At 65.0% G+C, this 21,701-nt stretch carries 28 protein-coding genes; 18 read left to right on the top strand and 10 right to left on the bottom strand.

The window, feature by feature from the left end; genetic code table 11:
• Positions 1-106: 106 nt before the first annotated feature.
• Positions 107-1,309, bottom strand: a complete 1,203-nt coding sequence (locus QQL28_RS18990) for a pyridoxal phosphate-dependent aminotransferase (protein WP_284267650.1) — start codon at positions 1,307-1,309, stop codon at positions 107-109.
• A 162-nt stretch (positions 1,310-1,471) separates the two neighbouring features.
• Positions 1,472-1,786 carry a hypothetical protein gene (locus tag QQL28_RS18985; RefSeq protein WP_284267649.1) on the bottom strand — a complete coding sequence of 105 codons (315 nt, stop codon included), beginning with the start codon at positions 1,784-1,786 and terminating at the stop codon, positions 1,472-1,474.
• 64 nt (positions 1,787-1,850) lie between these two features.
• On the opposite strand from QQL28_RS18985, the gene QQL28_RS18980 reads away from it, so the two are divergent.
• From QQL28_RS18980 to QQL28_RS18955, 6 genes are all read left to right on the top strand, one after another.
• On the top strand, positions 1,851-2,501 hold the full coding sequence (locus QQL28_RS18980; protein ID WP_284267648.1) for a glutathione S-transferase family protein: 651 nt from the start codon (positions 1,851-1,853) through the stop codon (positions 2,499-2,501).
• Positions 2,502-2,644: 143 nt separating this feature from the next.
• The gene (locus QQL28_RS18975) at positions 2,645-2,821 is read left to right on the top strand and encodes a hypothetical protein (RefSeq protein ID WP_284267647.1); all 177 of its coding nucleotides are present in this window, start codon (positions 2,645-2,647) and stop codon (positions 2,819-2,821) included.
• 71 nt (positions 2,822-2,892) lie between these two features.
• Positions 2,893-3,054, top strand: a complete 162-nt coding sequence (locus QQL28_RS18970; RefSeq protein WP_284267646.1) for a hypothetical protein — start codon at positions 2,893-2,895, stop codon at positions 3,052-3,054.
• Between the two features lie 126 nt (positions 3,055-3,180).
• On the top strand, positions 3,181-3,993 hold the full coding sequence (locus QQL28_RS18965) for a PAS-domain containing protein (protein ID WP_284267645.1): 813 nt from the start codon (positions 3,181-3,183) through the stop codon (positions 3,991-3,993).
• A gap of 93 nt (positions 3,994-4,086) precedes the next feature.
• Positions 4,087-4,542, top strand: coding sequence for a GNAT family N-acetyltransferase (locus QQL28_RS18960; RefSeq protein WP_284267644.1), 456 nt, complete (start codon positions 4,087-4,089; stop codon positions 4,540-4,542).
• A 250-nt stretch (positions 4,543-4,792) separates the two neighbouring features.
• Positions 4,793-5,734, top strand: a complete 942-nt coding sequence (locus QQL28_RS18955; protein ID WP_284267643.1) for an aldo/keto reductase — start codon at positions 4,793-4,795, stop codon at positions 5,732-5,734.
• Between the two features lie 18 nt (positions 5,735-5,752).
• Here QQL28_RS18955 and hmuQ read toward each other — a convergent pair whose 3' ends face one another.
• The 3 genes from hmuQ to QQL28_RS18940 all read right to left on the bottom strand — a co-directional run bounded on the left by hmuQ (position 5,753) and on the right by QQL28_RS18940 (position 8,986).
• Positions 5,753-6,076 (bottom strand): heme-degrading protein HmuQ, encoded by a 324-nt coding sequence (hmuQ, locus tag QQL28_RS18950; RefSeq protein WP_284267642.1) that lies wholly within the window; start codon positions 6,074-6,076, stop codon positions 5,753-5,755.
• Between the two features lie 85 nt (positions 6,077-6,161).
• The gene (locus QQL28_RS18945; protein WP_284267641.1) at positions 6,162-7,382 is read right to left on the bottom strand and encodes a DUF1501 domain-containing protein; all 1,221 of its coding nucleotides are present in this window, start codon (positions 7,380-7,382) and stop codon (positions 6,162-6,164) included.
• On the bottom strand, positions 7,379-8,986 hold the full coding sequence (locus QQL28_RS18940; protein WP_284267640.1) for a DUF1800 domain-containing protein: 1,608 nt from the start codon (positions 8,984-8,986) through the stop codon (positions 7,379-7,381). The genes QQL28_RS18945 and QQL28_RS18940 overlap by 4 nt, the downstream gene beginning before the upstream one ends.
• Before the next feature lie 101 nt (positions 8,987-9,087).
• Here QQL28_RS18940 and QQL28_RS18935 point away from each other — a divergent pair, with 101 nt between their 5' ends.
• Positions 9,088-9,300 (top strand): hypothetical protein, encoded by a 213-nt coding sequence (locus QQL28_RS18935; protein ID WP_284267639.1) that lies wholly within the window; start codon positions 9,088-9,090, stop codon positions 9,298-9,300.
• Between the two features lie 316 nt (positions 9,301-9,616).
• Here QQL28_RS18935 and QQL28_RS18930 read toward each other — a convergent pair whose 3' ends face one another.
• Both QQL28_RS18930 and QQL28_RS18925 read right to left on the bottom strand, forming a co-directional pair.
• The gene (locus QQL28_RS18930) at positions 9,617-9,847 is read right to left on the bottom strand and encodes a hypothetical protein (RefSeq protein ID WP_284267638.1); all 231 of its coding nucleotides are present in this window, start codon (positions 9,845-9,847) and stop codon (positions 9,617-9,619) included.
• Complete coding sequence (locus QQL28_RS18925; RefSeq protein ID WP_284267637.1) at positions 9,844-10,623, bottom strand: sulfite exporter TauE/SafE family protein; 780 nt, start codon at positions 10,621-10,623, stop codon at positions 9,844-9,846. Before QQL28_RS18925 ends, QQL28_RS18930 begins: the two co-directional genes overlap by 4 nt.
• Before the next feature lie 314 nt (positions 10,624-10,937).
• Between QQL28_RS18925 and QQL28_RS18920 the strand changes: the two genes are divergently transcribed.
• From QQL28_RS18920 to QQL28_RS18900, 5 genes are all read left to right on the top strand, one after another.
• Positions 10,938-11,852: a LysR substrate-binding domain-containing protein gene (locus QQL28_RS18920; RefSeq protein ID WP_284267636.1), complete on the top strand. Its 915-nt coding sequence runs from the start codon at positions 10,938-10,940 to the stop codon at positions 11,850-11,852.
• Positions 11,853-11,943: 91 nt separating this feature from the next.
• Complete coding sequence (locus QQL28_RS18915; RefSeq protein ID WP_284267635.1) at positions 11,944-12,165, top strand: hypothetical protein; 222 nt, start codon at positions 11,944-11,946, stop codon at positions 12,163-12,165.
• Between the two features lie 56 nt (positions 12,166-12,221).
• A complete protein-coding gene (locus QQL28_RS18910; protein WP_284267634.1) occupies positions 12,222-12,452 on the top strand; it encodes a hypothetical protein in 231 nt (76 codons plus the stop codon).
• Positions 12,453-12,538: 86 nt separating this feature from the next.
• Complete coding sequence (uvrB, locus tag QQL28_RS18905; protein ID WP_284267633.1) at positions 12,539-15,436, top strand: excinuclease ABC subunit UvrB; 2,898 nt, start codon at positions 12,539-12,541, stop codon at positions 15,434-15,436.
• Positions 15,437-15,719: 283 nt separating this feature from the next.
• On the top strand, positions 15,720-16,421 hold the full coding sequence (locus QQL28_RS18900) for a hypothetical protein (RefSeq protein ID WP_284267632.1): 702 nt from the start codon (positions 15,720-15,722) through the stop codon (positions 16,419-16,421).
• Between the two features lie 70 nt (positions 16,422-16,491).
• On the opposite strand, the gene QQL28_RS18895 is transcribed toward QQL28_RS18900, so the two are convergent.
• A complete protein-coding gene (locus QQL28_RS18895; RefSeq protein WP_284267631.1) occupies positions 16,492-16,878 on the bottom strand; it encodes a hypothetical protein in 387 nt (128 codons plus the stop codon).
• Positions 16,879-17,176: 298 nt separating this feature from the next.
• Between QQL28_RS18895 and QQL28_RS18890 the strand changes: the two genes are divergently transcribed.
• From QQL28_RS18890 to QQL28_RS18865, 6 genes are all read left to right on the top strand, one after another.
• Positions 17,177-17,626 (top strand): nuclear transport factor 2 family protein, encoded by a 450-nt coding sequence (locus QQL28_RS18890; RefSeq protein ID WP_284267630.1) that lies wholly within the window; start codon positions 17,177-17,179, stop codon positions 17,624-17,626.
• A gap of 224 nt (positions 17,627-17,850) precedes the next feature.
• Positions 17,851-18,117 (top strand): hypothetical protein, encoded by a 267-nt coding sequence (locus QQL28_RS18885; RefSeq protein WP_284267629.1) that lies wholly within the window; start codon positions 17,851-17,853, stop codon positions 18,115-18,117.
• A gap of 182 nt (positions 18,118-18,299) precedes the next feature.
• On the top strand, positions 18,300-18,740 hold the full coding sequence (locus QQL28_RS18880) for a nuclear transport factor 2 family protein (protein ID WP_284267628.1): 441 nt from the start codon (positions 18,300-18,302) through the stop codon (positions 18,738-18,740).
• A 275-nt stretch (positions 18,741-19,015) separates the two neighbouring features.
• The gene (locus QQL28_RS18875) at positions 19,016-19,924 is read left to right on the top strand and encodes a hypothetical protein (RefSeq protein ID WP_284267701.1); all 909 of its coding nucleotides are present in this window, start codon (positions 19,016-19,018) and stop codon (positions 19,922-19,924) included.
• A 205-nt stretch (positions 19,925-20,129) separates the two neighbouring features.
• A complete protein-coding gene (locus QQL28_RS18870) occupies positions 20,130-20,546 on the top strand; it encodes a hypothetical protein (RefSeq protein WP_284267626.1) in 417 nt (138 codons plus the stop codon).
• A gap of 148 nt (positions 20,547-20,694) precedes the next feature.
• Positions 20,695-20,832 carry a hypothetical protein gene (locus QQL28_RS18865; protein WP_284267624.1) on the top strand — a complete coding sequence of 46 codons (138 nt, stop codon included), beginning with the start codon at positions 20,695-20,697 and terminating at the stop codon, positions 20,830-20,832.
• Positions 20,833-20,874: 42 nt separating this feature from the next.
• On the opposite strand, the gene QQL28_RS18860 is transcribed toward QQL28_RS18865, so the two are convergent.
• Both QQL28_RS18860 and QQL28_RS18855 read right to left on the bottom strand, forming a co-directional pair.
• On the bottom strand, positions 20,875-21,021 hold the full coding sequence (locus QQL28_RS18860) for a hypothetical protein (protein ID WP_284267622.1): 147 nt from the start codon (positions 21,019-21,021) through the stop codon (positions 20,875-20,877).
• Between the two features lie 196 nt (positions 21,022-21,217).
• Positions 21,218-21,700: a MaoC family dehydratase gene (locus QQL28_RS18855; protein WP_284267620.1), complete on the bottom strand. Its 483-nt coding sequence runs from the start codon at positions 21,698-21,700 to the stop codon at positions 21,218-21,220.
• Position 21,701 lies beyond the last annotated feature (1 nt).

Below are 21,701 nucleotides of genomic sequence, written 5' to 3'. Positions count from 1 at the left end.
ACACGCGGCGCGCGATGTCTATGCCACAATTATCTTGGTGGTGCCAGATCGCGGAGGGTTCAAAAAAAGGCCCGCCTGGAAGCGGGCCTTTTCGTTCATCTTGCGCTTAGCGCAAATTGCCGCAGAAGCGCTGAATGCGTTTGCAGGCGTCTTCGAGATCGGAAGTCTTGGTCGCGTAGGAGATGCGGAAGGCCGGACCGAGGCCGAAGGCCGAGCCCTGCACGACCGCGACGCCTTCGCTCTCCAGGAGCTCGGTGACGAACGCCTCGTCGTTTCCGATCACCTTGCCCGACGGCGCGGTCTTGCCGATCGTGCCGGCGCAGGACGGATAGACGTAGAACGCACCCTCGGGGCGCGGGCATTCGATGCCGTTCGCCTGGTTGAGCATGGAGACGACGAGGTCGCGGCGCTCCTTGAACACTTTGTTGTTCGCGGCGATGAAATCCTGCGGACCGTTCAACGCTTCCACCGAGGCCCACTGCGCGATCGAGCAGGGGTTCGAGGTCGACTGCGACTGGATGGTCGACATCGCCTTGATGAGCTGCGCCGGACCGCCGGCATAGCCGATGCGCCAGCCGGTCATGCAATAGGCTTTCGAGACGCCGTTCACGGTCAGCGTGCGGTCGTAGAGTTTCGGCTCGACCTGCGCGACGGTGGTGAACTGGAAGTCGTCATAGACGAGGTGCTCGTACATGTCGTCGGTCATCACAAAGACATGCGGATGCTTGACCAGCACGTCGGTCAGCGCCTTCAGCTCGGCCTTGGTGTAGGCCGCACCCGTCGGGTTCGACGGCGAGCACAGGATCACCCATTTGGTCTTCGGCGTGATCGCACGCTCGAGCGCCTCGGCCTGGAGCTTGAAGCCGGCCGCGGCGGTGCAGACCACCGGCACCGGCTCGCCGCCGGCGAGCGCCACCATCTCGGGATAGCTGACCCAGTAGGGCGCCGGGATGATCACCTCGTCGCCCGGGTTGATGGTCGCCATCAGCGCGTTGTAGAGCACCTGCTTGCCGCCGGTGCCGACGATCACCTGGTTCGGCTTGTAGACGATGCCGTTCTCGCGCTGAAACTTCGCGATGATCGCTTCCTTCAGCTCGGGGATCCCGTCGACCGCGGTGTACTTGGTCTTGCCGGCCTCGATGGCGCGGATCGCGGCCAGCTTGATGTTGGCGGGCGTATCGAAGTCGGGCTCGCCAGAGCCGAGGCCGATGACGTCGCGGCCCGCCGCTTTCAGCGCGCGTGCTTTATCCGTGACCGCGATGGTCGCGGACGGCTTCACACGGTCGAGCGCAGCGGCAAGGAAGGACATCATCATCTCCTGGCGAGCGTCGTGAGCCCTCGGGCGTCACGACTCTGATTGTGGGAATAATGCACCCTAGGACGGGTGCCGCTGCACCGCAAGAAACTTCGGCCCAATCCAGCAAAAGTTTACGGATCCGCACCGAAGAGGCCCCGGATTTGCGCAATATTCCTAAACTTTGCAGCCGGAATGGCTCATATCTGGCAAGGATTGTCCTCCGAGCAATTTTGCTCTTCGCCGAGCCGCAAGCTGGCGTTCCAACGAGGTCGTGCAACCTGACGGTGCGAGCGACGCCGGATCGATTCCGCACTTGATATCGCAACCATTGAACTCGGATGCGATCGCAGCAAAGCGATCGCATCCTGACGCAAGCGTGATGCGAATTGTTCTGTCGTGTTGAAAAGATTTTTTTCGGCGTTGCAGTGCAGTAGCGATTTCAAGTTTTTCTAGCGGGCGGCCCTTGCGGCGGATTCGCAACGGCATCATTGTTTAGCCGCGTTGCGGGGCAACAAGCGGCGCGCCTTCCCGTCACCGGATCAGAACCTCTCGAATGTACAAGCTCTATTCGATGCAACGCTCCGGCAACAGCTACAAGGTCCGCCTTGCGCTGGCGCTGTTGAACGTGCCCTACCAGGCAATCGAGATCGACATTCTGCGCGGGGAGAGCCGCACGCCGGATTTTCTTGCGAAGAATCCTTCCGGCCAGGTGCCGCTGCTCGAGGTCGGCGACGACCGCTACCTCGCCGAATCCAACGCGATCCTCTGGTACGTGGCAGGCGGCACGCCGCTCGCCCCGGAGCAACGCATCGACCGCGCCGAAGCGCTGCAATGGATGTTCTTCGAGCAGCACGCGCTCGAGCCCAATATCGGCGCCGCCTATTTCTGGTTGTCGCTGGTCAAGGGCGGCCGCGACCTCCAGACGCACGCGCTGGAGGACTGGATGGAGCGCGGCTATGGCGCGCTCCAGGTGATGGAAAATCACCTCAGGACCGCCGAGTATTTCGCCGCCCGCCAGCTCACCGTCGCCGACATCGCGCTGTACGGCTACACCCACCTTGCCGACCGCTGCGACTTCGACCTCTCGACCTTCCCGGCGATCCGGGCCTGGCTGAAGCGGGTGGAGCAGGCGCCCGGCTTCGTGTCGATGGACTGGCGGCCGGCCGATATCGACGATCCCGCGAGCATCGCCGCGAGCGCTTGACGGTCCGAGAATACCGGGCACGGCGTTAACCTTTGCCACGATCTCGCCATATTCAGCGCGAGTGCGCCCCAATATTGCCGGGCGATATTGTGACAGTTGTTGGCGTCGCGGGTGATTCGCTCGCGCGTTGAAGGATTTAGACCATGGCTCGGGCGTCCGGCATGGTGGGCTTTCAGGGCCGACCTGCCCCCGTCGTCTCTTCCCGGCTGACAGGCGCCGTCGCGGCCTCGCTCGCGATCGCGGCAGTGTCGCTGTGCCTGATCGTCGCCCTGACGGTATTGACGACCCGGGCCTCCATGGCGTTGGGACTTGCGGGCTGACCCACATCCTCAGCCACCACCCGGCGCGGTCAGTGCGGACCCGCGCTGATCGGCATCGCAGCAGGACATCGATGAAGTCACCGGTGATCATCGTTGCAGCGACCCTGACCGCGGCCATCCTGGTCGCGGCATCGCTGCTGATTTTCGCCGGCACGCGCAAGAGCACGGGCACCTCGACGCTGAACGTCCCGGCCATGCAGATGCTCGCTCAAACGCGCAGCAGTTTGGCCTAAAATCCGCGAAAAGTTCTGCGCGCCGCCGCAGGCACGCCTTAAGCATCTCACGCGAAATCGTACCGCAACGGTGCAACGATCGGCCACTCTCCTGGCGTTAGCTCGTTCAGGGAGCGAGACACAGCCATGCGGCTGGGATGGCGTACGATATCCGGTCCGGCGCTGACGGCAGCGACCGCGCTGCTGGCGCTCCTGCTCGATCGCCATCTTCCCGTTCCCTCGCCCGCTCCGCTGTTCGTCTGCATCGTTGCCTTTGCCGGCTCGCTCTCGGGCTTCGCCTCCGGCCTGACCAGCGCGGCCATCGCCGTGATCGGCTCGGCTCTGTTCTTCCTCAACCACCGTGCAGTCCCCGGCTACGCGACGTCCGACCTCGTCCGCCTCGGCATGCTGGCGATAACGGCGGCCGGCACCGCCGCCATCACCGGTTTGATGCGCCAGCGCCTGCTCGACGCCTTTGCGCTGGAGCGTCGGCACTACGCCACGGCGGCGCGCCTCTCGGCCGCGCTCGACCAGGTCGACATCGGGATCGTGCTGCTCGATGCCGAGACGCGCGCCGAGTTCATCAACCGCGCCTTCCGTGACTATTTCTCGCTGCCCGACGAGAAGGCCGAGAGCCGACCGCCCTTTATCGCGCTGATGTATCACGGCCGCGACACCGGCGCGTTCGAACTGCCTCAGGATGAATTGAGCGCCTTCATCGCCGAGCGCATGGAGATGGTCAGGATCGGCGACGCCACGCCGATCAACATCAAGCTCAGCAATGGCGAGGTGCTGCGCTTCGTCTGCGCCGCGCTGCCCGATGGCGGACGCATGCTGAGCTACACGCCGGTAACCGACCTCGTCCGCCACAGCGACGCGCCCTCGCGCGCCGATTACTATCGCTCGCTGCGCGATCCCACCGGCCGCAACCTGATCCGCTATTTGCGCGTCGCCGAATAGCGCGACGCGATTGATCAGCGCCGCCGTCATCCCGTATGAATGACGCACGCTTGGCTTCTCGCCTCACATCGTCCCTGATCGCGGAATGTCGACATGTCCCTCACCATTCGCGCCGTCACCCGGCAGGATTACGATCAATGGCTGCCGCTGTGGGACGGCTACAACGCGTTCTACGGCCGCTCGGGCCCGACCGCGCTCGCGCCCGAGATCACGCGCATGACGTGGGCACGCTTCTTCGATGCCTATGAGCCGGTGCATGCGCTTGTCGCCGACAAGGACGGCCAACTGCTCGGCCTGACGCACTATCTGTTTCATCGCTCCACGACAGCGATCGAGCCGTCCTGCTATCTCCAGGACCTGTTCACGACGGAAGCCGCGCGCGGCCAGGGCGTCGCCTCGGCCCTGATCTACGCCGTGTACGAGCGGGCGAAGGCCGCGGGCTCGCCCCGGGTCTATTGGCAGACGCATGAGACCAACCTCACCGCACAGCGCCTCTACGACAAGGTGGCGGATCGCTCCGGCTTCATCGTCTATCGCAAGCTGTTTTGACGCCGGGCTTGCAACCTGTGGATAATTCCCCCTGTCACCTGCACGTAACAATACGGGATTAGCCTTTGCTTGCGTCTGATCAGGCCCCCCGTCACCGATCAAACGCCCAAGCGGTCCCCGTCAGTCGCCGCGTCTGACCGGGGCCGCATTTTTTTGTGCGCATGGCAGCACCGCTGCGGACGCCTAGCTGACGCCGAGCGCTGTCAGCACAATGCGGCGCTGCCCGCATTCCTCTCTGACAGGACCTCCCATGGAAATCCGTAATCTCGGCGCCTCCGGCCTGCGCGTCTCCGCCGTCGGCATCGGCTGCAATAATTTCGGCCAGCGCACCGATCTCGAGACCTCGCGCAAGGTCATCCACCGCGCGCTCGATCTCGGCATCACGCTGTTCGACACCGCCGACATCTATGCCGGCATGGGCGGCTCGGAGACCGTCTTGGGCACCGTGCTCGGCGACCGCCGCAAGGACATCGTGCTCGCGACCAAATTCTCCAAGCCCATGGCCAGCGACGGCACCAAGCAGGGCGCCTCGCGCCGCTACATCATGAGTGCGGTCGAGGCGAGCCTGAAGCGGCTCAAGACCGACTATATCGACCTCTACCAGCAGCACGACTACGACCCGCTGACGCCGCTGGAGGAGACGCTGCGCGCGCTCGACGATCTCATGCGCCAGGGCAAGGTGCGCTACATCGGCAACTCGAATTTCCCGGCCTGGCGCATTGCGGAGGCCGAGTTCGCCGCGCGCGCGATGAACGTCAGCCGCTTCGTCTCCTGCCAGGACGAATACAGCCTCGTGGTGCGCGACATCGAGAAGGATCTGCTGCCCGCCGCGCAAGAGTACAAGCTCGGGCTCCTGCCATTCTTCCCGCTGGCGAGCGGTCTTCTGACCGGCAAGTACCAGCGCGGCGCGGCGGCGCCCGCCGACACGCGCTTTGCCAAGGCGCCGGCGCTGCGCGACCGCTACGTCACGCCGCGTAACGAGGATATCGTCGAGAAGCTCGAGGCCTTTGCCAAGACGCGCGGCCACACCATGGTCGAGCTCGCCTTCTCCTGGCTCGCGGCGCGCCCGCAGGTGGCGAGCGTGATCGCAGGCGCCACCCGCGTCGAGCAGATCGAGGAGAACGTGAAGGCGATCGCCTGGAAACTCAGTGCGGACGAACTCGCCGAGATCGACGGGATCACCAGGGGCTGACGCGTTCAGCGCGGCGCGCTATTTCGCGCCGCGTCCCACCGTCTGCATCACCTCGAAACCTTCGAACTGGGGATGGCCGAGATAGAGCGGCTTGTTGTCGCCGGCCCGGTGATGCGCCGCGCGAAACGCCTCCGACTTGGTCCAGGCCTCGAACGCCGCGTAGTTCGCCCACACGGTATGCGAGGCATAGAGCGTGTGGTCCTCGGCTTCCGGCCCCCTGAGCAGATGAAACTCGATGAAGCCCGGCACCTTGTCCAGATGCGTGTCGCGCGACAGCCACACCTGCTCGAAGGCCGTTTCCGACCCCTTGGCGACGCGGAAGCGGTTCATGGCAATGTACATGTCGGGGATTCTCCTAACGCTCCACTACGTAGTTCGTCATTCCGGGCTCGCGCTTCGCGCGCCCCGGAATGACAGCGAGTGTATCTCAACCAATCAGCCCCTTCATCGGCTTTGCGCTGGCGCTGTCGGGGAACACCGCTTCGGCCAGCACGCGATCTGACAGGGCGAACTGGTCTTGCAGCACGCCTTTGATCACCGCGCGCAGGTCCGTCGTCGGCTTGAGGTCGCGGCCCTCGTAGAGGTTCGCGAGCTTCAATCCGGGCCAGTCGGAGATGACGCGGCCGCCTTTCACGGCGCCGCCGGCGAGCAGCGCGATGGTGCCGGTGCCGTGGTCGGTGCCGTCGGTGCCGTTGATGCGGGCGGTGCGGCCGAACTCGGTTGCGACGACGACGACGGTGTCGCGCCAGCGATCACCAAGACCGCTTTCGAACTCGGCGAGCGCGCCGTCGAGGCCGCCGAGCAGGAATGCGAGCCGTCCGACCGGACCGCCTTCATTGGCATGCGTATCCCAGCCGTCGAAAGCGAGCGCGGCGATGCGCGGGCCGTCGTCAGCCGCCATCAGTTTTGCGGCGCCCTTCGCGACCAGGCGCATCTGCGCGACCGCATTGCCGGGCTTCGCTTTCATGTCGTCGCCGCTTGCCGCCTTCTCGAACTGCAAGCCTTGCGACAGCGCAGAGGCGAGCGCGGGGTCGCGGTGACGATAGAGGTCGACGAGCCGCATCGCGGTGTCGTCATCGGCCTGCGGCAGTGCGACCGGCGCCCAGCCGACGGTCGGCGCTGCGCCGCGCAGCACCAGCGGCGTGGTCGGACCGACCGCGAGCCCGCTGGAGACACGCTCACCGCGCGGCAGCACTTCCAGCGCGCGATTGAGCCAGCCCGATTGCACGCGGCCGGGACCCGCATAGCCGCTTTCGAGCACGTCCTGGCCGTCGAAATGCGAGCGGTCGCGGTAGGGCGTCGACACCGCATGGATCACCGCGGCATGCTTGTCGCGATACATGCGCGCAAATTCCGGCATCGACGGATGCAGCGCGAAGAACGAGTCCAGCATCAGCGCTGGGTGCTCGCCGTCGCGCGCCAGCGCGATCGAGCCGTGCAGGCCGGCATAATCGGGATCACCGAGAGGCGCGACGGTCGCAAGGCCATCGAGCGCGCCGCGCAGGATCACCACGATCAGGCGCGGATCGCGACCGTCAGCCGCGCGCGCGAATTTGGGCAAGTACGCCCAGGCAGCGAACGAGGCGCCGCCAAGCAATAGCGCACGTCGCGACGTGAGGAGCCGGTTCTCGGCGCAATCCATCGTCATCTCCTCTGGAATTCCGGCGACATCAGGAGCAGCGCCAGTGCCTGCTGGCGCGATTCCGCGCGCTCGATAGTCCGTCGCGTCTCGGTCGAGGCTGCATCCGCCGCGGCGAATTCCAGGAGATCGCGCGGGTCGATGTTGTTGCCGAGCCGCGAGCCGATCTGGACGGCGATGTCGAGCCTGAGCTTCATGCCCTCGGGCGCGGCCCAGGCGGCGTTGGTGTCGGGGAATCCGTTCGGCCCGGCCGGCGACCACAACGGCTGCCCGAGCAGATTGAGGTTGCCCAGATATTGTCCGGGATCTTCGGGCACGCGCGCGAGCAGCCTGCCGCTCGCGACCAGGAATTCATAAGGTGAGCGCATCTTGGTCAGCGGCGCGGTCCAGGCTTCGTTGGAATCGACGAGCGCGGTCGCAAGCGCCTTGAGGTCGCCGTCGGTCTTCGTGAACACGTCGCGCAGGCGCGCGACCAGCGCAGGCGGCGGATCATCGGCGACGAAATGACGAGCGAACTTCGTCGCGATGAAGTTCGCGGTAGCGGGATGGCGCGCGATATCGGCGAGCGCCGCCTCGCCCTGCGCGAGCCCCTCCGCGTCATAGGTCTTGCCGAGCAGCACCTGCGGTCCCGGCTGATGGGCATTGGCGTTGAAGACGAAATTGCCGGGCTCGCCGAGCCGGCCCTGCCGGCCGGCGAAGGTCCAGCCCGTGATGATGCGCGCGAGCGAGGTGACGTCCTCCTGCGTGTAGCCGCCATTCACGCCGAGCGTATGCAGCTCCATGATCTCGCGCGCGAGATTCTCGTTGAGCCCGCGCTTGCGGTTCTGGCCTGCGCGCGAATCCGGTCCCAGCGATTGCTGGTTGTCGAGGAAGAACAGCATCGCCGGATGCTGTTCGACCGCCTTCAGCATGTCGGCGAAACGACCGAGCACATGGGGCCGGATCGCCTCGCGCTCGAACGCGCCGGCCCAGATCCGCGCCAGCTCGCCCTTGGCTGCCGAGATGCAGAAATGGTTGGACCAGAACGCGACGAGGCGCTCGGTGAAGCCGCAATCGGCGAGCGTGGCGCGTTGCAGCCGCGCCAGCGCCTCGGCGCGGAAGGTCTTCTCGATCACGTTGAGCGGCTGCGGTGCGGGCTTTGCAGCAGGCGGCGGCGCCTTGGGCTGCATGGCATCGGTGGGCTTTGCCGCCGCATCAGACGCCTTCATCTCAGGCGACTTGCCGGCGATATCCATCGCGACCGCATTCAGCGACAGGTTGCGGCGCGTTGCGGGCTTTTGATCGCCTGGCGTCGGCGCGCTCTGGGCTTGCGGCGGCTGCCCCTCACCTGGTTTCGCTTCAGTTGGTTTCGCTTCAGTTGGCGTGCCGGCCTTGGCGGCCGCCTCGCGCGCCGCTTTCACCTCCGCCTGATATTCGAACACGGCCTGGCCGAGCTGCGGCGTCGATTGCAGGCCCGGTGCTTCCAGCAGCACGCCGTTCGGCCGGCTCAGCTCCGCCTTCACGAAACCGCGCGGATCGGAGGCCGCATTGATGAAATCGCCGGATGCGCCGCCCCGCGCGCCAAAGCCGAACCGGTTGAGGGCAACGAGCGCGGCTTGCGAATCGCGGGCCATTGGTCTGTCCTTGCACTTCCTTGCGGCATGCGCCCCGATTACTATACCGCCGTCAATGATGAACCCGGCATGAAAATGACGGCAAAGCTTCGGCGCAAATGATGACAAATCGGAAAGAAATCCTCACCGCGCCCGCCGCACCTTTGCGTCAAATCGTCTGTTCCGGCTGCGGCACGGCGTTTTCATGCGGATTGTCCGGCACCTGCTGGTGCGCCGAGGAGACCGCGCGGCTGCCGATGCCGGTCGAGGGCGAGGATTGCCTGTGCCGCGATTGCCTGCGCAAGGCGGCGACGGAAGCGAGCGCAACGAAATAAGCTGCACCACAGCCCGTGAGGCGCGCCGCCGCCGCATCCTCCGTGGACATGGTTTGGCGGAAACTCGTCGTTCGGTACTACGACCATCCACAAGCGAGGGATCACGCGGTATGGGTCCTGGCTTTCGCGGCGTCGGTGCCGACGAGCTCGAAGAGTTTGAGTGACATGGAAAGGCCCCCATCCGCTCCGTCATTGCGAGGAGCCGCGACAAAATTGCGAGGCAATTTTGCGCTGAAGCGACGAAGCAATCCAGACTGCCCCCGCCGAAGCATTCTGGATTGCTTCGCTGACGCTCGCAATGACGATGTGGAAGACGTCACCTGCCGTTCGCGCGCAGCAGCTTCTCGCCGTCCTCCGTCACCGCGATGATCAGGCCCATGCCGGGCAGCGTCTCCCGCGCGACATAGCCGCGATCGGCGGCGTCTTCCCAGATGGTCAGGCGCGGGCACGAGGTCTTCCAGGTCGAAATCACCTCGGCATAGGCGCGCGGCTCGCGCGCGATCCATTCGACGAAATCAAGCACCAGCGGGTCTGCACTTTCCGTCATTGCACACCTCCGTTGTCAAACGCCGCCATCACGGGCGTGCGGACCAAGAGCCAGCTTCCATAGGCGATATAGTAGCAGGCAATCGTGGTGATCAGCCGCATCGACCAGGCGATGAATTGCTGATCGCTCATCGCCTCCAGGATGCGCCGCGCCAGCGTGGTACCAAGCATCGAGGCGGCGATCGCGACGCCGGCCAGAACGTGATCGAGCGAAGCCGCCTGGTCGATGACGCCGCCGAAATAGATCAGCTTGGTGAAATGGCTCACCACCTGGCAGACCGCCTTGGTCGCCACCTTCTCGCGCCGTCCGAATTCGCCGCCCAGAAAAAACGTGTCGAGCAGCGGCCCCGACACGCCGGTCATCAGCATCAATCCCATGCAGATCGATCCGTAGACGGTGCCCTGCCAGACGCTGTCGGGGTTGGGCTTGATGCCTGACGGCATCATCCGCGCCATGAACGGTGTGACGCCGAGCAGGAGCAGCGCGACCGGCTTGTCCGGCACGTAACGGGTGAGCGACCACACCGCGAGGGCAACCGCGCAGCCGATCAGATAGACGAACACCGGTCGCCAGCGGATATGCGCGCGCCAGAGCAGGGCACGCCAGCCGTTCGAGGCCATCTGCGTGATCGCATGCAGCACCATCGCGGTCGGCAGCGGCATCAGCGCCAGCAGCACGCCGATCAGGATCAGCCCGCCCGCCATGCCGAACAGCCCCGACAGGAACGCGGTGGCGACCATCAGCAATCCGAGGGCAGCGATCATGATGGGCGTCACGAGAGGTTCTCCTGTGGTCGCTCAAGTCAGGGACGCGAGCTGCTTCACTCCCTCGCCCCGCTCTTACGGGGAGAGGGTGGGGTGAGGGGCTGCATCCTCAATCACGGTGAAAGTCGGACTCGTGGAGAGTCCCCCTCACCCGGAATCCAAGCTTTGCTTGGATTCCGGCCTCTCCCCGCGAGCGCGGAGAGGCGAAGAAACGGCAGGCAGTTCGAAATCAGCTTGGAATTACACTCATTCTTCTGCCGCGCTTGTCGCGCCCGCGCAAACTGAGTTATCTTGGCCTGGCATCAGCTTTCCTGAGGGTACGGCACGTGCGGCGACTGCTCTTTCTCAACGGCATCAAGGCATTCGAGGCGGCGGCGCGGAGCGGCAGCTTTGCCGCCGCCGGCGTCGAGCTGAACGTCTCGGCCGCCGCGGTCAGCCGCATGGTGCACCTGCTCGAGGAGCGCCTCGGCGTCGCGCTGTTCGAGCGCAAGGCCAACAAGCTCGTGCCGACGCAGGCCGGCCGCGCCTACCAGGGCGGACTGACGCCGATCTTCGACGCGCTGGCGAGCCTCACCGCGCAGGTGACGGCGCCCTCCAGCGTGCGCGTGCTCACCATCGGCGTCGGCCATACCTTCGCAATGCGCTGGCTGATCCCGCGCCTCTCCGAATTCCGCAGCGATGAACCGGATATCGAGGTACGCTTCACCACCGGCGGCGTCGCCGTGCCGTTCGGCGAGGACTGGAGCTGCGGCATCAAGCTCGGCACCGGCGACTGGCCGGGCCTCGTCGCCGAGCCGCTGTTTGCCGGCGACCTCACGCCGGTCTGCGTACCCCGTCTCGCGACATCCCTGAAGCGGCCGGCCGACCTCAGGGGTCCGAGCCTGATCCGCGTCGCGCATTCGCCCGAGGATTGGCCGCTCTGGCTGAAGGCGGCCAATGTCAGCCGCGTCAGCGCGCGCGGGCCCGAGTTCGAGTTCTACGGCCAGGCCTTGCAGGCAGCCAGCGACGGGCTCGGCATCGCCATGGGCATCCGCCCCTATATCGACGACGATCTCGCCGCCGGCCGGCTGGTGGCGCCCTTCGATCTCTCGGTGCCCAAGGGCATGCGCTGGTATCTGGTGTATCGCAGCTTCCAGACCGAGCAGCGCGACTTTGCCGCGTTCCGCCGCTGGATCATGCGCGCTGCCGCGGAACCCGCGGCGCGCCCGCGCAAGGCCGGACGCCTCGCCGCGCGCACCTGAAGCAAAAATCCGTCCCCCTTGTGAACGGCTTCACACGCGCTTTCGCGCCGACGTGGTCTCCTAACCCTCCAACAAGAACACGGGGACGACAATGACGACGCTTTACGACGGGTTTGACATCGAATCGTTCGAGGCTGGCAAGGGACTGTGGCACGCCCGCATCCGGCGCGCGGACTTGAGCCTGCTCGCCATCGACGGCGTGCTGTTTCCGGCGATGGAGGTCGGCTTCGCCTGGCCCGATCCGGAAGCCGCGATTGCGGATGCCAAGCACCATATCGACCGCTTCCGTCGGCGGACCGAGCTGGACGAATAGGGGTTTCTGACCGGGATCTTTTGACACAGCGCGGTGGCAGAACGAGGACTGAAGTCATGTCGCAGATCGAGTTCGAAGAGACGCAACCGCTGGCGCAATCCTGTCAACGCTCGGTGCTATCGAACTGCCCGGAATGCGCCGGCGAGCTCGCCATACTCCGCGTGATCGGCGGCCGCGCCGGCTGCGAGTACTGGACCATGCGCTGCACTCATTGCGGCGGGATCCATCTCGACATCGTCCGGCCGCAGGCGACCGTCGAAGACGACGGGTCGCTGCCGGCGGCATGAGCCTGCTGCCAGCCTGCTGTCAGCAGGCTGATTGAGCAGGGGCATTCGCCCTTTCCTGTGCGGCGGACTCGTCCCATATTCGGGGGATGGCGAAGAAACCTGCTGCACCCGAAAAATCCGTCAAAACCCCGAAATCCAAAGCACATCGGCCCGACGTACAGCCGATTGCGCCGGCGCTGGCCGAGCTGCTCAATCCCGCGATCAATCGCGGCGACGCCGGGCTTGGATCAGGCACCGGCTTGCAGCCGCCGCCGGACAATTCGCGCGACCGCCGCGCCGGCGGCGAGGCCGCCGCGCATCGCGCGCGAGCCTCGACTCCCAAGGATTTCCCGGCCGATCGCCCCGCGGGTCTCGAGGAGGCTCCGCAGGCCAATTACGGAACCGCCGCCACGATACCGACGCTCGATCCGGAACTGGCGCGGCAGCTCGGGCTGCCGACGGAAGAGGACGATGCCGAGGCGCTGGCCCGTCCGCCGCGCAGCAAGATGGAGGCACTCGGCGTCAAGGCGACCGCGGACGCGCTGGAGGCGCTGATCCGCGAGGGCCGGCCGGAGTTCCGCAAGGACGACGGCTCCATGAAGGTGTGGACGCCGCACCGGCCACCGCGCCCGGAAAAGTCCGAAGGCGGCGTGCGCTTCGAGATCAAGTCGGAATACGAGCCCAAGGGCGACCAGCCGACCGCGATCGCCGAGCTCGTCGAAGGCATCGAGCGCAACGACCGCAGCCAGGTGCTGCTGGGCGTCACCGGCTCAGGCAAGACGTACACGATGGCAAAAGTGATCGAGGCGACGCAGCGCCCTGCCCTGATCCTCGCGCCGAACAAGACGCTCGCCGCCCAGCTCTATGGGGAGTTCAAGAATTTCTTCCCCGACAACGCGGTCGAATATTTCGTCTCGTACTACGACTATTACCAGCCGGAAGCCTACGTCCCGCGCACCGACACCTATATCGAGAAGGATTCGTCGATCAACGAGCAGATCGACCGCATGCGCCATTCGGCGACGCGCGCGCTGCTCGAACGCGACGACGTCATCATCGTCGCCTCGGTCTCCTGCATCTACGGTATCGGCTCGGTCGAGACCTATACCGCGATGACCTTCGCGCTGAAGAAGGGCGAGCGCATCGATCAGCGCCAGCTCATCGCCGACCTCGTCGCTCTGCAATACAAGCGCACGCAGGCCGATTTCACCCGCGGCACCTTCCGGGTGCGCGGCGACGTGATCGACATCTTCCCGGCGCACTATGAGGACCGCGCCTGGCGCGTGAATCTGTTCGGCGACACCGTGGAGAACATTGAGGAGTTCGATCCGCTCACCGGCCACAAGCAGGACGAGCTCGAATTCATCAAGATCTACGCCAACTCGCACTATGTGACGCCGCGCCCGACGCTGGTGCAGGCGATCAAGTCGATCAAGTTCGAGCTCAAGCAGCGGCTCGACCAGCTCCACGACCAGGGGCGCCTTTTGGAAGCGCAGCGGCTGGAGCAGCGCACCACCTTCGATCTCGAGATGATGGAGGCGACGGGAAGCTGCGCCGGCATCGAGAACTATTCGCGCTACCTCACCGGGCGCCGGCCCGGCGAGCCGCCGCCGACGCTGTTCGAATACGTGCCCGACAACGCGCTGATCTTCGCCGACGAGAGTCACGTCACCATTCCGCAGATCGGCGCCATGTTCCGCGGCGACTTCCGCCGCAAGGCGACGCTCGCCGAATACGGCTTCCGCCTGCCCTCCTGCATGGACAACCGCCCACTGCGCTTCGAGGAATGGGACATGATGCGGCCGCAGACGGTCGCGGTCTCCGCGACGCCGAGCGGCTGGGAGCTCAACGAGAGCGGCGGCGTGTTCGTCGAGCAGGTGATCCGCCCCACCGGCTTGATCGATCCGCCCGTCGATATACGCCCCGCCCGCACCCAGGTCGACGATCTCGTCGGCGAGGTGCGCGCCACCGCCGCCAAGGGCTATCGCTCGCTGATCACGGTGCTGACCAAGCGCATGGCGGAGGACCTCACCGAATATCTGCACGAGCAGGGCATTCGCGTGCGCTACATGCACTCGGATATCGACACCATCGAGCGCATCGAGATCATCCGCGACCTGCGCCTCGGCGCGTTCGACGCGCTGGTCGGCATCAACCTCTTGCGCGAGGGGCTCGACATTCCCGAATGCGCGCTGGTCGCGATCCTCGACGCCGACAAGGAAGGTTTTCTGCGCAGTGAAACGTCCTTGATTCAGACCATCGGCCGCGCCGCGCGCAACGTCGACGGCAAGGTGATCCTCTACGCCGACAGCATGACCGGCTCGATGGAGCGCGCGATCGCCGAGACCAACCGCCGCCGCGAAAAGCAGGTCGAGTACAACAACGCCAATGGCATCACGCCGGAGAGCGTGAAGAAGCAGATCGGCGACATCCTCAACTCCGTCTACGAGCGCGACCACGTGCTGGTCGAGGTCGGCGGCCACGACATGACCGACGACGTCATCTCCATCGGCCACAATTTCGAGGCCGTGCTCGCCGATCTCGAGACGAGGATGCGCGAAGCCGCCGCCGATTTGAACTTCGAGGAGGCCGCCCGCCTGCGCGACGAGGTCAAGCGCCTGCGCGCCACCGAGCTCGCCGTGGTCGACGACCCCACCGCCAAACAGCGTACCGTGCAGGGCAAGGCCGGCGCCTATGCCGGCACGAAGAAATACGGCGAGGCCGCCAACCTCCCCGTCAGCGCGATGAAGAAGAAGACGGTGGGCTCCGCGCTGAAAGCCAGCGGCAGCAGCGGCTCAAAGGTTCACAAGCCGCATCTCGACGAGATGCACGGCCCGGAGTCGCTGCCCTACCGCGCGAACCCGGCGCTGCCGTCCAAACCGTTCGGCAGCACAAGCCGCATCATCCAGCCGACGGACTCACGGCAGTCGGGACCGGAGTTCGGGCCTGCGCCGAAATCGACTGGTGGCGCACCGGGACGGCGCGGGGGATGGAAGAAGAGATAGAGTTGCGGCTCTCGCATTCCACAGCGGAGCAACAGGCACCATGGATTCCGGGCTCGCCGCTTTGCGGCGCCCCGGAATGACGACGGGAGACTTCCGCCTCCCCGCATGCGTTGCAGCGGCAAGCCGATAGCGATACATCGCCCCCTTTACACGCCCCGATTGCACACACGCTTGTGAAGCGAGATTGCAACCTGCCGGCTCGCCGGTGTGAGCTACTTCACCAAACGATTTCCGCGTTTCAATTACGAGTTGCCGGGGTGGACATTTTACAGGAGCGATAGACATGGCAATGGCAGTGAAACGTGGTGCAACTCCCAGCCCGCGACACGAACTGGCAGCGGCGATGCCGCATGTGGCGCTGGCTCACGTCCCGGCCCATCATCTGTTCTTCCCCAAGAAGCTTTCGATCTGGCACAACGACCTCCACGGCGATTGCGTGACCGCGGAAGAGGCCTTCGCCAAGGCCTGCCACAAGCCGGAGATCTTCATCAGCGACGCCGAGGTGGAGAAATGGGCGAAGGCCCATGGCGTCTACGAGGGCGCGACCCTCATCAGCGTGCTGAAGTGGATGCAGAAGGAAGGCTTCACCCAGAGCGACCACACCTATGACGACGGCTCGCACACCACGGTCGACTGGACCAACCCGGCAGTGCTGAAGAGCGCGCTCTATCACGGCCCGGTCAAGATCGGCGTCGCCGCCGACCAGCTCGAGACCACCTGCCGCGCGCACAATTTCAAGACCGGCTGGTTCGCCACCGGCTACACGGAGGACAACAACGAGGATCACTGCGTCAGCCTGTGCGGCTACGGCACCATCACCTGGCTCGCACATCAGCTCGACACGTCCGTGCCGTCGGGCATCGACGGCTCCAAGCCCGGCTATGCGATGTTCACCTGGGGCAGCATCGGCATCATCGACGTGCCGTCGATGGTGGCGATCACCCACGAAGCCTGGCTGCGGACGCCGACCACCGTCATCGTCTGACGCTTTCCTCCGAGACTTGGTGGCCTGCCGGTTCGGCGGGCCACCGATCGATGCGGGGCGGCGTCGGCGCCTACCCCACGCTCGCCACCGCCACGGCCAGCACCGACAGCATCAGCATGATCGTCAGCAGTTGCAGCGAGGCGGCCGGCTGCGTGCGCCACTCCGTGATCTTGTCGGACAGTGACAAATGGCCATCGAAGAATTTCGGCTCGTAGATCGTCCTGAACTGGTCCGGCAGCTTCGGCCCGAGCAACACCGCGAGCAGCGCATGGACCAGCGACGCACCGATGACGAACACGGCAACACCGGCGTCACCGACGAGGTCCTGGTTGCCGGCGAGCTTGAGCATCAGCGCGGCGGTCGCAAAGGTCGGGAAACTCTGGAAGATCGCGGTCAGCGCAAAACCTTCGAGCAGGTTTTGCAGGCGGGATTTTCGGGCAGCGGCGGTCACAGCCATACGCGTCTTCCTGATGACACATGTATGACACTAGCCTCGGGAGGGCTTTCGGGATGTGAGCTGGCTCACGTGCCGGCGGCTCGCGCCATCGACAGGCCTGCTGCGCCATCGGCTGATCTGTGTTCCGCGCACGAATCCGCGCAGGAAAATAGTCACACAATCAACAATTGCATGCCATGAACCTGGTATTGCGCCGTCGCGTCGAAAGTCCTGCAATCCTCGGTGTTTTTGCGGATTGCTGAGATCAGGCAGGCCGCGATAACGTTTGCAATGCGCGGGCCAATGGGGGCGGCGGAGCATGACGGTTGAGAGTCTGAACAGGCAGCGGGTGCTGCATCTTCTCGACACTTTTGCGCGCGGCGATCTCGATGCGGCGCTGGCGTGCTGCACCGACGACGTCGACTTCCTCACTCATGCGCCGATCGACGTGCTGCCGCACCTGGTGCCGCGGCACGGCAAGGCCGAGCTGCGAAAACTCTGGCAGACCGTGTTGTCGCGCTACTCGGAGATCCGCCACGAGCCGGCGCATATCGTCGTCGAGGGCGATCGGGTCGCGACCTATTTGCGCACCTTCTTCAGGAAACGAACCAACGCGCGCATCGTACAGGTCGACATGGCCGTGTTCTATACGCTGCGCGACGGGCTGGTGTCGGAGATCCGCGAGATCATCGATTCCTACGACCTCGTGCAGCAGGTGCTCGAGCGCGAGATCGGCCCGCTGATCGTAGGTGCGCCCGTGGAGGGATAGCGGGGCTACGCCTTCCTCGCCGTGCCGCAATACGCTGGCAGCTTGCAACGGCGGCGGTTGTCCGGCCGGCTATCTCCTCAGAGTCGTCCTGGCTTTCGCCAGGACGACTTCGGAATGTGTGGACGCGCCGCAAGCGGCGAGAGGTGAACAGGATTGAACCTCCCTCCCTCGTCCCCAGACCCATCTCGGGGCGTTGTGGACGCCGACTAACTGAATGCGAGCCGATGAAAATCGCGTTGCTTGCCGTTTTAGGGCTGTTTCTGGGGTCGCTGGCCGGGGCTGCGCTCGGCATCGGGGCCGGGCTCGCCTGGGTCGAAATCTTCAAGACCACGAATTTCGAGGGCTATAGCGGCATGCTGGTGTTCTTCACCTTCATGCCCCTGGGGGCCGGGGTCGGCGGGATCGCCGGGGCGGTGCTGTTCGGCCTGCTGGCGACGCGCGACGACGCGATCGCCGTCGAACGGGAACCCGTCGCTCGGCCCGACCGGTAAATTACGGGGTTCTATTGTAAATTTCACAAAGCGCGCTCACTTGCGTATTGCAAAATTGTGAATTGCATTCGGACGAAAAGCACCTATTTGTTTGCGTACTAATGAATTCCGCAACCCCGCGGCGCTGAGTGTGCATGGGGTTGTTTTTCGTTTTTTGCAATCCAGTCTCGGGAACGACCCAAATGACAGAGCACAGCCTCTGGCGTTTCTCGCGCGCGTTGCACAGCGCGATCAACGACCGGCAGTTTGAGGATCTCAAGACCCTGATCGACGACGACGTCGACTGGGCGATCTATGGCCCCATCGACATGTTTCCGTTCCTCGGCGCCCGCCAGGGCAAGGACGCCGTGCTCGACGTCATCCGCCAGATCGCGGACAATTTCCGCGTCCGCCGCTTCGACCGCGAGACCATCTTGCTGGGCGTGGATTCCGCCTCGTCCATGCTGCGCTATTCGCTGACGGCGCTCGATTCCGACAAGCCGATTTCACTGCGGGTGGCGCAATTCGCCCAATTCAAGGCCGGCCGGCTGCTCAACATGCGCGTGCTGGTCGACACTTTCGACCTCGTCGAGCAGGCGCTCGGCCGTCCCATTCATCTGCCGAAGATGAGCCGGGTGGGGTGAGGGCACCAACGGGTCCCGTCTCTCCCGGGCCCGGCGACGCGCGCGCACATCCGGCCACCAGCCCCGCCGGGTCGCTTTGCGCGGACATTGTCGCCGGGCGCGCCATTCGCGCGGCCCGTTGGTTCGCACGTTGATGTGACCTTTCATCCAGGACTTGCCGCCACAATTTTGCGACGTTATCTCCGCATCGTGGACGTGGAATGATTTGACGCATGATCGTGCCGGAAAACCCCGCACAGTTTTCCAGATCATGCGCCGGGCTTGCGGGCAGGACGATGGAATTCTCGACAGGGTTTGGCTGGACCAGGCTGCCGATGCTGGCGGCCGCGGTGATGTTGACGTCCGTGACGGTAACGCCGGCGCAGATCGTGCCGATGCAGCCCGCTCCTGCCGCGGCCGCGCCGGAAGAGGCCGAGGAAGCGGCGGATGTCAACGATCCCGACGTGCTCAAGGGGATCGACGTCGACAAGCTCGACTGGACCCAGCTCAACGTCGACGCCACCACGCTCAACGAGCTGATGGCAGCGAAGAAGCGCGCGCAGGCGGCGGCCGATGGCGGACTTAACTGGTCGAACGACCGGCGCGCCAATGGCACATCGGCGGTGACGGTGAAGCAATCGGTCACCCCGTTCTGGGACACCCAGGTCGGCGCCGACATGACGGTGGCGCGCGAGCCCACCACGATGTCCGAGCTCCTGGCCGAGAAGGCCGCCAATGGCGGCAGCGTGCCGCAATCCTCCGGCAGCGCCTGGGCGACGGCGACCGCGCCGGGCGCGGGCTCGATCTGGGACAAGACCGCGGTGGAAGCCCGCGTCGATCCCGGCGCCGAGAACAGCAAGCTCGGCGCCTCGCTCAGCAAATCGGTGCCGCTGTCGGACGATCGTTCGCTGACGCTCCAGAACGGCTACAGCGTCAACCAGCAGGGCACGACGCCGATCCCCGGCATCGCCGGCCGCACCACCCGCAATTACGAGACCGACCAGTCCGCCAAGGTCACCTTCGGCGAGACCGGCACGAGCATCGTCGCCGGCCAAACCATGTCGACCACTGACGAAAAATGGCTGCGCAAGTTCGGCGCCGAGCAGAAGCTGTTCGACAACGTCACCGTCTCCGGCTCCGTCGGCGAGACCGCGCAGGGCACCACGAACAAGAGCCTGACGGCAGGGTTCAAGAAGAGCTGGTGAGTCATCCGGCGACTCGCTCCTTCCCCCGCTGAGCCGATAGAGCAAAATTGTAGTTACCCGGCCACGGCAAAGCCGCCGAATGGTCGATCCTTGCCGCATCTTGGCCCCTATGCGGTCAAAATCTGGCGCCCTGATGCACGGGCCTTACAGACGTCGTCGTGCGGGGGACACTCGCGCTGCGCTCAACGCGAACAGGGGAATAACGATGAACGCAGGTCGTTCGGAAAAGATTGAATCAACTGAGACCGAGGTCGCCGACAGCAGCCTCGCCGCGGTCACGGAGGTCGAGGCCGGCATCCGCGACTTCGTGCGTAACGACATCGCCTATCTGCGCCGTCCGGCCGCGGGCAACGAGCCGGCACTCGATTCGAACGCGGAGGCCACCGTCACCAACGTCAACTCGCTGATCCAGCGCGTCGCCGGCACTTCGCTTGCCGAGATCGAGAACCTGATCTCCGAGCTCGAGAGCCTGCGTGATCTGCTGCATGCCGAGGGCCAGCGCGTCCAGCGCGAGATCTCCGGCTACGCCCAGCTCAGCCAGGCCGCGATGAAGTCGACCCGAATGATCGCCGACAACGTCGCGCAGTGGAAGCGCGCCGCCGACGGCCTGCGCAACAGCTGATCGCACTCTGCAACGTCTTGACCGCCGCGTTCCCTGGGGGAGCGCGGCGGTTTTGATTCTGGCAATCGATTTGAACTTTCCACCGCCTTCCCGCGACTAAAGCCTAGCGCCGGCCGCATTCGCGGGCCTTGGCAGGGGACAGTTTCAGATGGAAAGCATTCGGCCCGAGAACACGGACCCCATTCCGCTGCGCCCCGCACCGACGCAGTTCGTCACGATCATGATCCGCTTTGTCGGACTGCTGGTGGTCGCGATCGCGATCCTCGCGCTGGTCTACAGCCGCTGAGCGGCTCGCCTCGCGCCGGCGATGTGATAGGTTAATGAACGGTTAGCGATCTGCCGCGACGGTCGAGGCTTCCTGCGTATAGCCGCCGTCGGCATAGCCCCGCACCACCATGGCAGCAATCAGCATCACCGCGAGCGTTGCGGTGGCGAAGATGAATCCGACCAGCTTGAGTGCGCCGCGGTCTGCCATGGTCCTCGTCCCCTGTCCTCTATCCCGTTGGTTCAAATAGACAGCGACAGGTTCACAATTGGTTAGCAAATCAATGGTTCCGCGAAATGCTTCGCGACGAACCGCATGGCGAGGCTTATGGCAGCGGGCGCCAGTCCCGTCCATAGCGCGCGGGCAACACTTGCCGTGCATTTTGGCCGTTCAGATTGGAACCGGTCTAACCACCCTGCCCGCGCATCGGCACGAAGGCGGTCGAGGTGATCGAATACACTTGCTCGCCGCGCTGGTTGGTGCCGGTGGTCCGGCCCTGCAAGATGCCCCAGCCGGGGCGTGACGAGGACACACGCTTGTCGGTGACTTCGCTGACGAAGCTCACGGTATCACCCGCGAGCACCGGCTTGATCCAGCGCAGGTCGCGAAAGCCTGGTGACGGACCCCACACCGCAATTGTCTCGCCGCGTGCAGCAGCTTCCTTCGCAAGGCGCTGGCCGTCGGCGACGAGCAGGCTCATGCAGGCGGAGCCGACATGCCAGCCGGACGCAGCGAGTCCGCCGAACAGCGAGTTCTTGCCCTCCTCCTCGTCGAGATGGAAGCGCTGCGGATCGAACTTCGCGGCGAACGTCTTGATGGCTTCTGCGGTGAACGTGTAGGAGCCGATCTCGCGGCGCAGGCCGATCGATATGTCCTCGAAGAAGCGCATC

It is taken from the genome of Bradyrhizobium iriomotense (assembly GCF_030160715.1).
GTDB lineage: Bacteria > Pseudomonadota > Alphaproteobacteria > Rhizobiales > Xanthobacteraceae > Bradyrhizobium > Bradyrhizobium iriomotense.
The sequence above is the reverse complement of the archived record's forward strand: the minus strand, read 5'-3'. Positions and strand labels throughout refer to the sequence as shown.